This window comes from Streptomyces sp. NPDC051567, from assembly GCF_044454165.1.
Lineage (GTDB): Bacteria > Actinomycetota > Actinomycetes > Streptomycetales > Streptomycetaceae > Streptomyces.
Genome location: NZ_JBITDK010000019.1, coordinates 1 through 13,479, shown reverse-complemented (window position 1 = coordinate 13,479; position 13,479 = coordinate 1). Strand labels below are relative to the sequence as shown.

The window sequence follows — 13,479 nt, the reverse complement described above, 5'->3', positions numbered from 1 at the left end:
CATGTCAGACCAGCTCTTCCCGCCGCCCGGCGGGCCCGCCGCCCCCTACGACGCCCTGCTGCTGCTCTCCTTCGGCGGCCCCGAGGGACCCGACGACGTCGTGCCGTTCCTGGAGAACGTCACGCGCGGGCGCGGCATCCCGCGCGAGCGGCTCAAGGAGGTCGGGCAGCACTACTTCGGCTTCGGCGGGGTCAGCCCGATCAACGGGCACAACCGCGCGCTGCTCGACGCGCTGCGCGAGGACTTCACCGCCCAGGGCCTGGACCTGCCGGTCTACTGGGGCAACCGCAACTGGGCCCCGTACCTGACCGACGTGCTGCGGGAGATGGCCGCCGCCGGGCACCGCCGGATCGCCGTGCTCACGACCAGCGCGTACGCCTCGTACTCGGGCTGCCGGCAGTACCGGGAGAACCTCGCCGACGCGCTGGCCGTGCTCGCCCGGGAGGGGACGGCGGTGGCGGAGCTGCCGCGGGTGGACAAGCTGCGGCACTACTTCAACCACCCCGGCTTCGTCGGCCCGATGACCGACGGGGTCCTCGACGCGCTCCGGTCGCTGCCGCCGGAGGTCCGGGGCGGCGCCCACCTGGTCTTCACCACGCACTCGATCCCGGTCGCCGCCGCCGACACCTCGGGCCCGGCCGGGGACCACACCGTCCGCGGCGGGGGCGGGGCCTACGTCCGCCAGCACCTGGACGTCGCGCGGCTGATCGCGGAGGCGGTGCGGGCCGGGACGGGCACCGAGCGCCCCTGGGAACTCGTCTACCAGTCGCGCAGCGGCGCCCCGCACGTCCCCTGGCTGGAACCGGACGTCTGCGACCACCTGGAGGCGCTGCACGCGGCGGGCGCCCCGGCGGCGGTGATGGTGCCCATCGGCTTCGTCTCGGACCACATGGAGGTCCTGTACGACCTCGACACGGAGGCGACGGCGAAGGCGGCGGAGCTGGGCCTGCCGGTCGCCCGCTCGGCGACGGTCGGCGCCGACCCGCGGTTCGCGGCGGCGGTACGGGAACTCCTGCTGGAACGGGCCGCGGCCGAGCGGGGCGAGCCCGTGGAGCGGTGCGCGCTGGGGCTGCTGGGCCCGAGTCACGACCGGTGCGCCGTGGACTGCTGCCCGGCGCGGGCGCCCCGGCCGGCCGCCGCGGACAGCCCGTACGCACAGGAAGTGGGACCGTGATCTCCGAAGAGCTGAAGGCCGTACTGCTGGACGTGGGCCTGGAGGCCGCCCGCCGGGCGGGGACCCTGCTGCGCGACGGCCGGCCGGCCGATCTGGCGGTGGCGGCGACGAAGACCAGCCCGATCGACGTGGTGACCGAGATGGACATCGCGGCGGAGAAGCTGATCACCGCCGTCCTCGCGGAGCGGCGGCCCGGGGACGGGCTGCTGGGCGAGGAGGGCGCGGACACCCCGGGCACCACCGGGGTGCGGTGGGTGATCGACCCGCTGGACGGCACCGTGAACTACCTGTACGGGCTGCCGAGCTGGGGCGTGTCGATCGCGGCCGAGTACCGGGGCGAGACGGTGGTGGGCGTGGTGGCGGCGCCCCTGCGCGGCGAGACCTACCACGCGGTGCTCGGCGGCGGGGCCTGGCTGGACCGCACCCGGCTGACCTGCCGGGGGCCCGCGCCGCTGGACCAGGCACTGCTGGGGACCGGGTTCGGTTACGTCCGGTCCCGGCGGGAGCACCAGGCGGAGGTCGCGCGGCGGATCATCCCGCTGGTGCGCGACATCCGGCGGGGCGGGTCGGCGGCGCTGGACCTGTGCGACGTCGCGGCCGGCCGGATGGACGGCTACTACGAGCGCGGGCTGAACCCGTGGGACCTGGCCGCGGGCGAGCTGATCGCCCGGGAGGCCGGGGCGGTGACCGGGGGCCGGCCGGGGCGGCCCGCCTCGGGGGAGCTCGCGCTGGCGGCGACACCGGCCGTGTTCGCCTCGCTCCAGCCGGTGCTGGAGGAGGCCGGGGCCTGGCACGACTGAACCCGGGCCCGTCATGTCCCCGGCCGGCCGGGGACATGACGGAACCCCGGCCGCCCGCTGGAGCGGCCGGGGCCGGGCGGGCAGAATCAGTGGGCGGGAGCGGGAGCGGAGACCGCGACGCCGTGCTCGGCGGCGAGCCGCTGGAGGTCCTCCAGCTCCGCCAGTTCCACTTCCGCGAGGAAGTCGTCGCCCGCCTCGCGGGCCTGCCTGAGGTCCGTCTGCGTGGCCCTGATGCGCTGCAGGAGACCTGCGGTGAATGCGTCCATGGTGGGTGCGCCCCCTCTTCATGGGTCGGCGGCGGCATGAGGCAGTGCGCCGTCAGGAGTGGTGGTGGGGTGTGCTCTCGTCCTCCCCGGAGCCCGGGTCCCAGAAACCTCGTAAGGGTGGGGAATCATCACTTCCGCCCGCTCGGAGTGGACCGGACGGCGTCTTACAGCCGGTTTACGGCCGAAACGGGCAGGATGGGCGGCGCCATACACATGTGCCCACTGGGCTCGGAGGAAGGAAACGACGTGCGCGTACTCGTCGTCGAGGACGAGCAGCTGCTCGCCGATGCGGTGGCCACCGGCCTGCGCCGGGAGGCCATGGCCGTGGACGTCGTGTACGACGGCGCGGCCGCCCTGGAGCGGGTCGGGGTCAACGACTACGACGTGGTCGTGCTCGACCGGGACCTGCCCCTGGTCCACGGGGACGACGTCTGCCGCCGGATCGTCGAGCTGGGGATGCCCACCCGGGTGCTGATGCTGACCGCCTCCGGTGACGTGAGCGACCGGGTGGAGGGGCTGGAGATCGGGGCCGACGACTACCTTCCCAAGCCCTTCGCGTTCAGCGAGCTGACCGCCCGGGTGCGGGCGCTCGGGCGGCGGACCACCGTCGCCCTGCCGCCCGTGCTGGAGCGCGCCGGGATCAAGCTGGACCCGAACCGGCGCGAGGTCTTCCGTGAGGGCCGGGAGGTGCAGCTGGCGCCGAAGGAGTTCGCGGTGCTGGAGGTCCTCATGCGCAGCGAGGGGACGGTGGTCTCCGCCGAGCAGCTGCTGGAGAAGGCGTGGGACGAGAACACCGACCCCTTCACCAACGTCGTGCGGGTGACCGTCATGACCCTGCGGCGCAAGCTCGGCGAGCCGCCGGTCATCGTGACCGTGCCCGGTTCCGGATACCGGATCTGACGCGGGTGCCGACGACCGCGGCGCCACCCCCGGCGCCACCGAAACCGACCTGGGACCCCGGCCCGCCCGAGGGTCCCTTCCCTTGGCTGCGGCCGACCATCCGGATACGTCTCACGCTGCTGTACGGCGGGATGTTCCTGATCGCCGGCATCCTGCTGCTGTCGATCATCTACCTGCTGGCCGCGCAGGCGCTGCGGGAGGGCAACGCGCCCCCGTACACGATCGTCGGCGGGCAGAACGTCAAGGTGACCAGCACGAGCTGTCCCGGCGTGGTGGGCGTCGACCAGTCGTACGACCAGTTCAACACCGCGATCAGCCAGTGCAGCATCGAGCAGCGCACGCACGCCCTGGACGACCTGCTGCGCCGGTCGCTGATGGCGCTGCTGGGCCTGAGCATCATCGCCTTCGCCTTCGGCTACGCGATGGCCGGCCGGGTCCTCTCACCGCTCGGCAAGATCACCCGGACCGCCCGCCGGGTGGTCGGCTCCGACCTGACCCGGCGGATCGAGCTGGACGGGCCGGACGACGAGCTCAAGGAGCTCGCCGACACCTTCGACGAGATGCTCGACCGGCTGGAGCGGGCCTTCACCGCCCAGCAGCGGTTCGTGGCGAACGCCTCGCACGAGCTGAGGACCCCCCTCGCCATCAACCGGACGCTGCTGGAGGTGCACCTCTCCGATCCGGCGGCCCCCGTCGAGCTCCAGCAGCTCGGCAGGACCCTGCTGGCCACCAACGAGCGGAGCGAGCAGCTGGTGGAGGGCCTGCTGCTGCTCGCCCGCAGCGACAGCCAGATCGTCGAGCGCAAACCCGTGGACCTGGCGGAGGTCGCCTCGCGCGCCCTGGACCAGGCGTGCGGGGAGGCCGAGACGAAGGGGGTGCAGATCCGCGGCGAGCGGGAAGCGGCCGTCGTCCAGGGCAACGGCGTGCTGCTGGAGCGGATCGCCCTCAACCTGGTGCAGAACGCCGTCCGGTACAACGTGCCGGAGGGCGGCTGGGTGGAGGTCACCACCGAGGTCCAGCACGGGCTGGCGGTCCTCGTCGTGTCGAACACGGGTCCCGTGGTTCCCGCGTACGAGGTGGACAACCTCTTCGAGCCCTTCAGGAGGCTGCGTACGGAGCGCACGGGCAGCGACAAGGGTGTGGGGCTCGGGCTCTCCATCGCGCGCTCCGTGGCGCGCGCACACGGCGGCAGGATCCAGGCGGTCCCCCGGCCGGGCGGTGGTCTCGTGATGCGTGTCACGCTTCCCTTGTGAGACCTTCGCCGCGTGTTCGCTGTCAGCGGAACGCGTGGCGTGTGAAGGTAATCATTTCTGTGTGATCGATCACATTGTCGGGCATGGGGTCATGTGTGTTCGGTGGCCCCGAGACGGCCGGAACGCCCGGGAAGTCCGGGTTTCCGGCCCCCACGCAGGCGGAAAGTACACCGGGTGGCGTTTGTGCACGACGCCCCCCGGACCGTGTACGGTCCCGGTCGTCATCCCAGCCAATTGCTCCTTCGGGCGTGCGGCTGGGTGTCGATTGAGTAACAGACCTTGATGTGAGGCAAAATCTCCGCCTCGGGTCGGGCACAAGTCCGGCCTCTCGCGCGTTACGTGCGCTGAGACACGCGTGACATGCGCAGTGAGACAACCGCTAACACCCAGAGGGGGAGAGCGAACAATGGCAACGGACTACGACACCCCACGCAAGACCGACGACGACGTCGACAACGACAGCATTGAAGAGCTGAAGGCCCGGCGTAACGAGAAGTCGTCCACGGCTTCCGACATGGACGAGTTCGACTCGGTCGAGAGCCTTGAACTGCCCGGAGCGGACCTCTCCAACGAGGAACTCGCCGTCCGGGTCCTGCCCAAGCAGGCCGATGAGTTCACCTGCATGAGCTGCTTCCTGGTGCACCACCGCAGCCAGCTGGCCCGCGAGAAGAACGGTCAGCCGATCTGCCGCGACTGCGACTGAGAGGCGTCGGCCGTGACAGGCTCGACACCATTTCGGAAGCTGCGCTTCCGTAGAACTGGTGATCCGGCGGAGACGCAGGTGGCAACCACGGACCCGGAAACGGGTCCGGGAGCCCCCGGCGTACCCGCCGTGCCCTCCGACACCGCCGTGGCGGTGCCGTCGGCCTCCGAGGCCGACGAGGGGTCCCGGCACCCTTCCGGGGCCCGTCGGCTGCAAGCCGTCAAGAACGGTGTACGCAAGGGCGGCGAAAGTGCCAGGGCCGCCGCCCTCCGCCTCACCGACCTGATCATCGAGAACGCCCCCCGCGTTCCGGTTCGGGACCTCGCGACCCTGCGCGCGCAGTTCCCGGGCCTCGGTCCCGATCAGCTTGCCGACAAGCTGATCGCGGGCGCCGCCAACGGCACCTCGACCGTCGGCGCGGGCATCGGCGCGGCGGCCATGCTGCCCGTGCCGCCCGCGATGACGGCGGAACTGGCCGCCGAGGTCACCGGCGTCGCGGCGATCGAGCTCAAGCTCGTCGCCGAGCTCTACGAGGTCTACGGCCTCCGCCCGCCCGGCACCGCCCGCGAGCGCAGCCTCGCCTACCTGACCGCGTGGACGCAGGAGCGCGGGATCGACCTGACCAAGCCGACGACGCTGAACCTGGCGCTCGGCGGGCAGATGAAGCGCGAACTGCGCCAGCAGATCATGAAGCGCATGGTCCGCAACCTGCCGAACCTGATGCCCTTCATGGTGGGCGCCGTCGTCGGAGCGGTCATGAACCGCCGCGACACCAGAAAACTCGCCGAGAAGGTCCGGGCGGACCTGCGCGTCCGCGCCGTGCCCTGGGAGGCGCTGGAGCGGCTGCCGCCCCTGGAACAGCCCGCCCGGCCCCTTCCCGAGGCCACCCGGGCCGCCCTGGAGCGTGTCCACCCGCAGGACTGAGCGCGGTCCCCGGGCGGCGCCGGACCCGGACCGGTCCGGCGCCGCCCGGGGACTCCTCGTACCGTGCCCCGCTACCCCTTCGCCGCCCGGATCGCCGCGGCCAGCGCCTGCGGCTCACGGGTGGAGAGGTAGACGTACGGGGTCGGGTCGGCCGGGTCGGTGATCTCGACGCGGACCGCCGTCAGCACGTAGCTGCGCATCAGCATGAAGGCGCGCACGTCGGCCTTGTAGGTGCGCCAGGCGCGCGACTCCTCGGCGTCCAGGACCTCGGGCTCCCCCAGGGCCGTCACCGGGATGCGCGCGTCCCCGGCCGTCAGCGCCCCGTTCACCACGCGCACGCGCGCGGAACCGTACGAACTCACCGCCATCCCCGCCAGCGCGGTGCCCCCGACCAGCCCGGTCAGCAGCGGCAGCAGACCCAGCGGGAGCAGCATCAGCGCGCAGGCGATGCCGATCAGGACGGCGATGCCCCACCAGGAGCGGGGGGCGGTCAGACGTTCGTCGTGGTGCGCGGGGGAGAGCTGCATGGGGCCAAGCCTGCCACGAGGCGACCGGCGGGTAGCCGCGCGGGTAAGGTCTGCGCCTGTGAGTGGACGAAACACAGCGCTGACGCCCCCGGCCGATGCCACCGCGCCGGTCCGGCACCCCGACGCCCCGGCACCCGGCGAGCTCCTCGGTGCGCACTACGAGCACTGTTTCGGCTGCGGTGCGGGCCAGCCGCACGGACTCCACCTGGAGGCCCGCGCCGGCGACGGCGTCCGCGTCACCGCCGAGTTCACCGTCAAACCCGCCCACCAGGGCGCGCCCGGTCTCGCCCACGGCGGTGTCCTGGCCACCGCGCTCGACGAGACGCTCGGCTCCCTGAACTGGCTGCTGCGCGTCATAGCGGTGACCGGGAGGCTGGAGACCGACTTCGTGCGGCCCGTGCCCGTGGACACCGTGCTGTACCTGGAGGCCGAGGTCACCGCCGTCGCCGGACGGAAGATCTACTCCACCGCGGTCGGCCGGACCGGCGGTCCGCGGGGGCCGGTGGCCGTGCGCGCCGACGCCCTCTTCATCGAGGTCAAGATCGACCACTTCATCGACAACGGGCGGCCCGAGGAGATCCGGGCCGCCATGTCCGACCCCGACCAGGCCCGGCGCGCACGCGCCTTCGAGGTGAACCCCTGATGTCCGTACAGAACGCCCCCGTCGACGTGCTGATCAAGCTGGTCGACCCCGAGGTACCCGTCCCCGCCTACGGCCACCCCGGCGACGCCGGCTGCGACCTGGTGACCACCGAGGCCGCCGAGCTCGCCCCCGGCGAGCGGACCGTGCTGCCCACCGGGGTCTCCATCGCCCTGCCGGACGGGTACGCCGCCTTCGTGCACCCGCGCTCGGGCCTGGCCGCCCGCTGCGGGCTCGCGCTCGTGAATGCCCCGGGGACGGTGGATGCCGGGTACCGTGGAGAGATCAAGGTGATCGTGGTCAATCTCGACCCGCGCGAGAGCGTCCGGTTCGAGCGTTTCGACCGCATTGCCCAGCTGGTTGTCCAGCGGGTCGAGAAGGTGCGCTTCCACGAGGTGGCGGAACTTCCCGGCTCGGCCCGGGCCGAGGGGGGTTTCGGCTCCACCGGCGGTCATGCGGCCGTGGCCGGAACCGGCGCTGGTCAGCAGGGTGGGAATGGCTACGCTTCGGTCGTAACCGACCGGGAAGGACAGTGACGTGTTCGGACGTCGCAAGAAGAACGACTCCGTCAAGGACGACGGCGCGGCCGAGCAGGTCGTCGACGGCGTGGAAGGCGTGGACGCCGATGAGCGGGACGACGCCGCCGGGGAGCCGGACGGCGCCAGGCCGCGCCGCCTGAACCTGCCGCCGGCCCCGCGGCCCGACGGCCCCTGGGACGTCTCCGAGGTGCTCGGGGACCCGGCCGACGGCCGGGTCGACCTCGGCGGCATCCTCGTGCCGGGTGTCGAGGGCATGGAACTGCGCGTGGAGGTCGCCGGGGACGCGATCGTCGCCGCGACCGTCGTCCTGGGCGACAGCGCCGTGCAGCTCCAGGCGTTCGCCGCGCCCAGGAAGGAAGGCATCTGGGGCGAGGTCCGCGACGAGATCGCCACGGGCATCACCCAGCAGGGCGGCATCATCGACGAGGCCCAGGGCCCGCTGGGCTGGGAGCTGCGCGCGCAGGTCCCCGTACCGCTCCCGGACGGCCAGACCGGCGCCCAGCTGGTGCGCTTCGTCGGGGTCGACGGGCCGCGGTGGTTCCTGCGCGGTGTCATCTCCGGCCAGGGCGCGGTGCGCCCCGAGTCGGCGGGTGTGCTGGAGCAGATCTTCCGGGACACCGTCGTCGTCCGCGGCGACGGCCCGATGGCCCCCCGTGACCCGATCGTCCTGAAGCTGCCCAACGACGCCCAGATGGTGCCGGACGGCGTGCAGACGGAGGAGCAGGAAGGCTCCCGCTTCGGCGGTGGCATGGGCCAGCTGGAGCGCGGCCCGGAGATCACCGAGGTCCGCTGACCCGCCCGCGGCACGGGGCGGGACGTACGCGTGTCACCGGCCGGTGGGCCCTGACCCCTCGGGGCGGGGCCCACCGGCCTTCGCACGGGGGCGTCAGGGATCTGTCAGGGATGGGCGACGGCACGGGCATCGGTGCGTGAACAGCACGGATGTCCCTGAGAATGGGCGCATGGGACGCGGCAAGCTCAGGATCTATCTCGGCGCGGCACCCGGTGTGGGCAAGACCTACGCGATGCTCTCCGAGGGCCACCGCCGGAGGGAACGGGGCGCCGACTGCGTCGTCGGCTTCGTCGAGCACCACGGGAGGCCGCGCACCGAGGTGATGCTGCACGGCCTGGAACAGGTGGAGCGCAGCGAGCTGACCTACCGCGGCGCCGTCTTCACCGAGATGGACGTGGACGCGGTCCTCGCCCGGCGGCCCGCCATCGCGCTCGTGGACGAGCTGGCGCACACCAACATCCCGGGTTCGCGCAACGCCAAGCGCTGGCAGGACGTGGAGGAACTCCTCCAGGCGGGCATCGACGTCGTCTCGACCGTCAACATCCAGCACCTGGAGTCCCTCGGCGACGTGGTCGACTCGATCACCGGGGTCCGGCAGCGCGAGACGGTGCCGGACGAGGTGGTGCGTCGGGCCGACCAGGTCGAACTGGTCGACATGTCCCCGCAGGCGCTGCGGCGGCGGATGGCCCACGGCAACATATACAAGTCCGACAAGGTCGACGCGGCCCTGTCCAACTACTTCCGGCCCGGCAACCTCACCGCCCTGCGCGAGCTGGCCCTGCTCTGGGTCGCCGACCGGGCCGACGAGTACCTCCAGCAGTACCGCGGCGAACACGACATCCGCTCCACCTGGCAGGCCCGCGAACGCATCGTCGTCGGACTCACCGGCGGACCGGAGGGCCGCACCCTCATCCGCCGCGCCGCCCGGATGGCGGCCAAGGGCTCCGGCAGCGAGATCCTCGCCGTCTACATCGCCCGCAGCGACGGGCTGACCGCGGCCTCCCCGAAGGAGCTGACGGTCCAGCGGACCCTGGTCGAGGACCTCGGTGGAACGTTCCACCACGTCATCGGCGACAACATCCCCGACGACCTGCTCGAATTCGCCCGCGGGGTCAACGCCACCCAGATCGTCCTCGGCTCCAGCCGCCGCCGCTCCTGGCAGTACGTCTTCGGCCCCGGCGTCGGCGCCAGCGTGGCCCGCGACTCCGGGCCCGACCTCGACGTGCACATCGTCACGCACGAGGAGGTCGCCAAGGGGCGCGGACTGCCCGTGGTCCGGTCCGCGGCCCGGCTCGGGCGGACCCGGATCATCGCCGGCTGGGTGGTCGGAGTCTGCTTCCCCGTCCTGCTGGCGGTGGTGCTCACCCATGCGAACGCCGATCCCGGCCTCGCCAACGACATGCTGCTCTTCCTGGCGCTGACCGTGGCCGCCGCGCTGCTGGGCGGGCTCTTCCCGGCGCTCGCCTCGGCGGCCGTCGGCTCCCTGCTGCTGAACTACTACTTCGCCCCGCCGCTGCACCGCTTCACCGTCTCCGACCCCAAGAACATCGTCGCCATAGCCGTCTTCTTCTGGGTGGCGGTCTCGGTGGCCTCGGTGGTCGACCTGGCCGCCCGCCGCACCCACCAGGCAGCGAGGCTGCGGGCCGAGTCCGAGATCCTCTCCTTCCTCGCCGGCAGCGTCCTGCGCGGCGAGACCAGGCTGGACGCGCTGCTGGAGCGGGTGCGCGAGACCTTCACCATGGAGTCCGTGGCCCTGCTGGAACGCGCGAGCGACGTCGAGCCCTGGAAACAGGCCGGCAGCGTCGGCCCCAACCCGGTCGCCCGGCCCGAGGACGCGGACGTGGACATGCCCATCGGCGACCATCTGGCCCTGGCCCTCTCCGGACGGGTCCTCCCCGCCGAGGACCGCCGGGTGCTCGGCGCCTTCGCCGCGCAGGCCGCCGTGGTGCTGGACCGCCAGCGGCTGGTCGGGGAGGCCGAGGAGGCCCGCCGGCTGGCCGAGGGCGACCGCATCCGCACCGCGCTGCTCGCCGCCGTCAGCCACGACCTGCGCACCCCGCTGGCCTCCATCAAGGCATCGGTGTCCTCGCTGCGCTCCGACGACGTGGAGTGGTCCGAGGAGGACCGGGCCGAGCTGCTCGAAGGCATCGAGGCGGGCGCCGACCGGCTGGACCACCTGGTGGGCAACCTGCTGGACATGTCCCGGCTCCAGACCGGCACCGTGACCCCGCTGATCCGGGAGATCGACCTCGACGAGGTGGTCCCGATGGCGCTGGGCGGCGTACCGGAGGACAGTGTGGTGCTGGACGTGCCCGAGTCGCTGCCGATGGTGGCGGTGGACCCGGGGCTGCTGGAGCGGAGCGTGGCCAACGTCGTCGAGAACGCCGTCAAGTACAGCCCGGCGGGGGAGACGGTGCTGGTGGCGGCCAGTTTCCTCGGCGACCGGGTCGAGGTCCGGGTCGTCGACCGCGGGCCCGGCGTGCCCGACGAGGCCAAGGACCGGATCTTCGCCCCCTTCCAGCGCCACGGGGACGCCCCGCGCGGGGCCGGGGTGGGGCTCGGCCTCGCGGTCGCCCGGGGCTTCGCGGAGGCCATGGACGGCACCCTCGCCGCCGAGGACACCCCCGGCGGCGGGCTCACCATGGTGCTCACTCTGCGAGCGGTGACACGTGGACGCGTACCGTCACATGTCACGGTGGACGGCGAGGGCCACAGCCGGGTACACCCCGGACCGGGGCCTGAACCCGGACCCGGCCCCCTTCCCGGCCTCCCTCCCGGACCCGGCCCCGCGTTCTCTCCCGACTCCGACCCCGACTCCGACCCCGACTCCGACCCCGACTCCGACCCCGACTCCGACCCCGACTCCGACCCCGGTCACGAACGTGACCGGAACCGACAGAAAGCAGGCCCTCCATGACCCGGGTGCTCGTAGTGGACGACGAGCCGCAGATCGTCCGAGCCCTCGTGATCAACCTGAAGGCGCGCAAGTACGAGGTCGACGCCGCCGCCGACGGCGCGAGCGCCCTGGAGCTCGCCGCCGCGCGCCACCCCGACGTCGTCGTCCTCGACCTCGGCCTGCCCGACATGGACGGGGTCGAGGTCATCAAGGGCCTGCGCGGCTGGACCCGGGTGCCGATCCTGGTCCTCTCCGCCCGGCACAGCTCCGACGAGAAGGTCGAGGCGCTGGACGCGGGCGCCGACGACTACGTCACCAAGCCCTTCGGCATGGACGAGCTCCTGGCCCGGCTGCGCGCCGCCGTCCGCCGGGCCGAGCCGGGCGCGGGCTCCGGCGAGGACGAGGTGATCGTGGAGACCGAGGGCTTCACGGTGGACCTCGCCGCCAAGAAGGCCGTGCGCGGGGGACGTGACGTACGCCTGACCCCCACCGAGTGGCACCTGCTGGAGGTCCTGGTCCGCAACGGCGGCAAGCTCGTCAGCCAGAAGCAGCTCCTCCAGGAGGTCTGGGGGCCCTCGTACGGCACCGAGACGAACTATCTGCGCGTCTACATGGCGCAGCTGCGCCGCAAACTGGAGGTGGACCCCTCGCACCCGCGGCACTTCATCACCGAACCGGGCATGGGATACCGCTTCGAGAGGTAGCGGGGGCGCCGGTACGCTTCCTGTATGAGTGCTGAACCGCGTCCCGAGAAGCCCGTGAAACCGGCCAGGCCGGCGGGCCGGTTCCGCCGGATGATAGAGCGGCTGTCCACCTCGCAGGAGGATCTGCACTCCGCGGAGCTGCAGGAGGACGCAGAGGCCGCCGGGTGCACGCGGATCTGTGACTGCCACGACCGCCAGATAGTCAAGGTGACCGGCACGCTGCGTACGGTCACCCTGAGGCCGCGGGCGGGCGTCCCCGCCCTGGAGGCGGAGCTGTTCGACGGCTCCGCCGCGCTGGACGTGGTCTGGCTCGGCCGTCGCTCGATCGTGGGAATCGAACCCGGACGGCGCATGATCGCCTCCGGGCGGGTTTCGATGAGCCATGGGCGCCGGGTCCTCTTCAACCCGAAGTACGAACTCCGACCGCTCGGACAGGAGCAGTAACCGGTGACGTCACTCGACAAACCGACCACCCCAGAATCCGCCGACGCAGGCACCGACCAGAAAGCGGTGACCCAGGCAGCCCTCTTCGACGCCTTCGGGGGCATCCGGGGCACCGTGGAGACGATGCTCCCCGGCCTGCTCTTCGTCATGATCTACACGATCAACAAGGACGTGCAGATGTCCGCCGTCGCGGCGGGCGCGGTCGCGGTCCTGCTGGTGGTCGTGCGGCTGATCCGCAAGGACACCGTCAAGCACGCCTTCAGCGGCGTCTTCGGCGTGGGCGTGGGCGTGGCCTTCGCCCTCTTCACGGGCAGCGCGAAGGGCTTCTACCTGCCGGGCATGATCTACGGCGTCTGCCTGGGCGCGGCGTTCACGATCTCCGCGCTGGTGGGCTTCCCGCTGCTCGGCGTGATCCTGGGCCCCGTCTTCAAGGAGAACCTCTCCTGGCGCACCCGCAACCCGGGGCGCAAGAAGGCGTACGTCAAGGCCAGCCTGGCCTGGGGCATCGTCTTCCTCGCCAAGTACGCGATCCTCTTCCCGCTGTACTGGTGGGGCGACGAGACGCAGCTCGGCTGGGTACTGATCGCGCTGAAGCTCCCGCCGATGGTGCTGGCGGTGTACTTCACCTGGCTCTTCCTGGCGAAGGCCCCGCCGCCCATCGACGTGATCGCCGAGTGGGAGGCGCAGGAACAGGCGGAGAAGGCGGAGAAGGCCGAGAAGGCGGAGCAGGCCCGGAGGGCCGCCGCCCAGGAGCCGGGGGTCTGACCCCGTCCGCCGGGAGATGACGACCGCACGACGGAGGGGCGGGGGGGGGGGGGGGGGGCCCCCCCCCCGCCCGCGCCGCGGGGGGGGGGGGGGGGGGGGGGGGGGGGGGGCGGGGGGGGGGGGGGGGGGGGGGGGGCGGGGGGGCCGCCCC

Annotated in this window: 15 protein-coding genes; 13 read left to right on the top strand and 2 right to left on the bottom strand. The window is 72.5% G+C overall.

What is annotated here, in order from left to right; genetic code table 11:
- Position 1 precedes the first annotated feature (1 nt).
- On the top strand, positions 2 to 1,174 hold the full coding sequence (locus ACIA5F_RS20780; RefSeq protein ID WP_399355031.1) for a ferrochelatase: 1,173 nt from the start codon (positions 2 to 4) through the stop codon (positions 1,172 to 1,174).
- Positions 1,171 to 1,974 (top strand): inositol monophosphatase family protein, encoded by an 804-nt coding sequence (locus ACIA5F_RS20775; protein ID WP_399355029.1) that lies wholly within the window; start codon positions 1,171 to 1,173, stop codon positions 1,972 to 1,974. The genes ACIA5F_RS20780 and ACIA5F_RS20775 overlap by 4 nt, the downstream gene beginning before the upstream one ends.
- 86 nt (positions 1,975 to 2,060) lie before the next feature.
- Here the strand turns inward: ACIA5F_RS20775 and ACIA5F_RS20770 are convergent, their stop codons facing one another.
- Entirely contained in the window at positions 2,061 to 2,240 is a 180-nt protein-coding gene (locus ACIA5F_RS20770; protein ID WP_399355027.1) for a hypothetical protein, read from the bottom strand.
- A gap of 246 nt (positions 2,241 to 2,486) precedes the next feature.
- Between ACIA5F_RS20770 and ACIA5F_RS20765 the strand changes: the two genes are divergently transcribed.
- From ACIA5F_RS20765 to ACIA5F_RS20750, 4 genes are all read left to right on the top strand, one after another.
- Complete coding sequence (locus tag ACIA5F_RS20765; protein WP_399355025.1) at positions 2,487 to 3,140, top strand: response regulator transcription factor; 654 nt, start codon at positions 2,487 to 2,489, stop codon at positions 3,138 to 3,140.
- Positions 3,141 to 3,145: 5 nt separating this feature from the next.
- On the top strand, positions 3,146 to 4,393 hold the full coding sequence (locus ACIA5F_RS20760) for a sensor histidine kinase (protein WP_399355023.1): 1,248 nt from the start codon (positions 3,146 to 3,148) through the stop codon (positions 4,391 to 4,393).
- A 406-nt stretch (positions 4,394 to 4,799) separates the two neighbouring features.
- A complete protein-coding gene (locus ACIA5F_RS20755; protein ID WP_399355021.1) occupies positions 4,800 to 5,096 on the top strand; it encodes a DUF4193 domain-containing protein in 297 nt (98 codons plus the stop codon).
- A gap of 12 nt (positions 5,097 to 5,108) precedes the next feature.
- Positions 5,109 to 6,020: a hypothetical protein gene (locus ACIA5F_RS20750; RefSeq protein ID WP_399355019.1), complete on the top strand. Its 912-nt coding sequence runs from the start codon at positions 5,109 to 5,111 to the stop codon at positions 6,018 to 6,020.
- 71 nt (positions 6,021 to 6,091) lie between these two features.
- Here ACIA5F_RS20750 and ACIA5F_RS20745 read toward each other — a convergent pair whose 3' ends face one another.
- Entirely contained in the window at positions 6,092 to 6,547 is a 456-nt protein-coding gene (locus ACIA5F_RS20745; RefSeq protein ID WP_399355017.1) for a DUF3093 domain-containing protein, read from the bottom strand.
- A gap of 58 nt (positions 6,548 to 6,605) precedes the next feature.
- Here ACIA5F_RS20745 and ACIA5F_RS20740 point away from each other — a divergent pair, with 58 nt between their 5' ends.
- The 7 genes from ACIA5F_RS20740 (at position 6,606) to ACIA5F_RS20710 (ending at position 13,328) form a co-directional block, all read left to right on the top strand.
- The gene (locus tag ACIA5F_RS20740) at positions 6,606 to 7,190 is read left to right on the top strand and encodes a PaaI family thioesterase (protein ID WP_399355015.1); all 585 of its coding nucleotides are present in this window, start codon (positions 6,606 to 6,608) and stop codon (positions 7,188 to 7,190) included.
- On the top strand, positions 7,190 to 7,723 hold the full coding sequence (dut, locus tag ACIA5F_RS20735) for a dUTP diphosphatase (RefSeq protein WP_399355013.1): 534 nt from the start codon (positions 7,190 to 7,192) through the stop codon (positions 7,721 to 7,723). Before ACIA5F_RS20740 ends, dut begins: the two co-directional genes overlap by 1 nt.
- A gap of 1 nt (position 7,724) precedes the next feature.
- Entirely contained in the window at positions 7,725 to 8,519 is a 795-nt protein-coding gene (locus tag ACIA5F_RS20730; protein ID WP_399355011.1) for a DUF3710 domain-containing protein, read from the top strand.
- A gap of 169 nt (positions 8,520 to 8,688) precedes the next feature.
- Complete coding sequence (locus ACIA5F_RS20725) at positions 8,689 to 11,436, top strand: ATP-binding protein (RefSeq protein WP_399355009.1); 2,748 nt, start codon at positions 8,689 to 8,691, stop codon at positions 11,434 to 11,436.
- The gene (locus ACIA5F_RS20720) at positions 11,433 to 12,119 is read left to right on the top strand and encodes a response regulator (protein ID WP_399355007.1); all 687 of its coding nucleotides are present in this window, start codon (positions 11,433 to 11,435) and stop codon (positions 12,117 to 12,119) included. The genes ACIA5F_RS20725 and ACIA5F_RS20720 overlap by 4 nt, the downstream gene beginning before the upstream one ends.
- A 24-nt stretch (positions 12,120 to 12,143) precedes the next feature.
- On the top strand, positions 12,144 to 12,563 hold the full coding sequence (locus ACIA5F_RS20715) for an OB-fold nucleic acid binding domain-containing protein (protein ID WP_399355005.1): 420 nt from the start codon (positions 12,144 to 12,146) through the stop codon (positions 12,561 to 12,563).
- Positions 12,564 to 12,566: 3 nt separating this feature from the next.
- Positions 12,567 to 13,328 carry a DUF3159 domain-containing protein gene (locus tag ACIA5F_RS20710; protein ID WP_399355003.1) on the top strand — a complete coding sequence of 254 codons (762 nt, stop codon included), beginning with the start codon at positions 12,567 to 12,569 and terminating at the stop codon, positions 13,326 to 13,328.
- Positions 13,329 to 13,479: the final 151 nt, after the last annotated feature.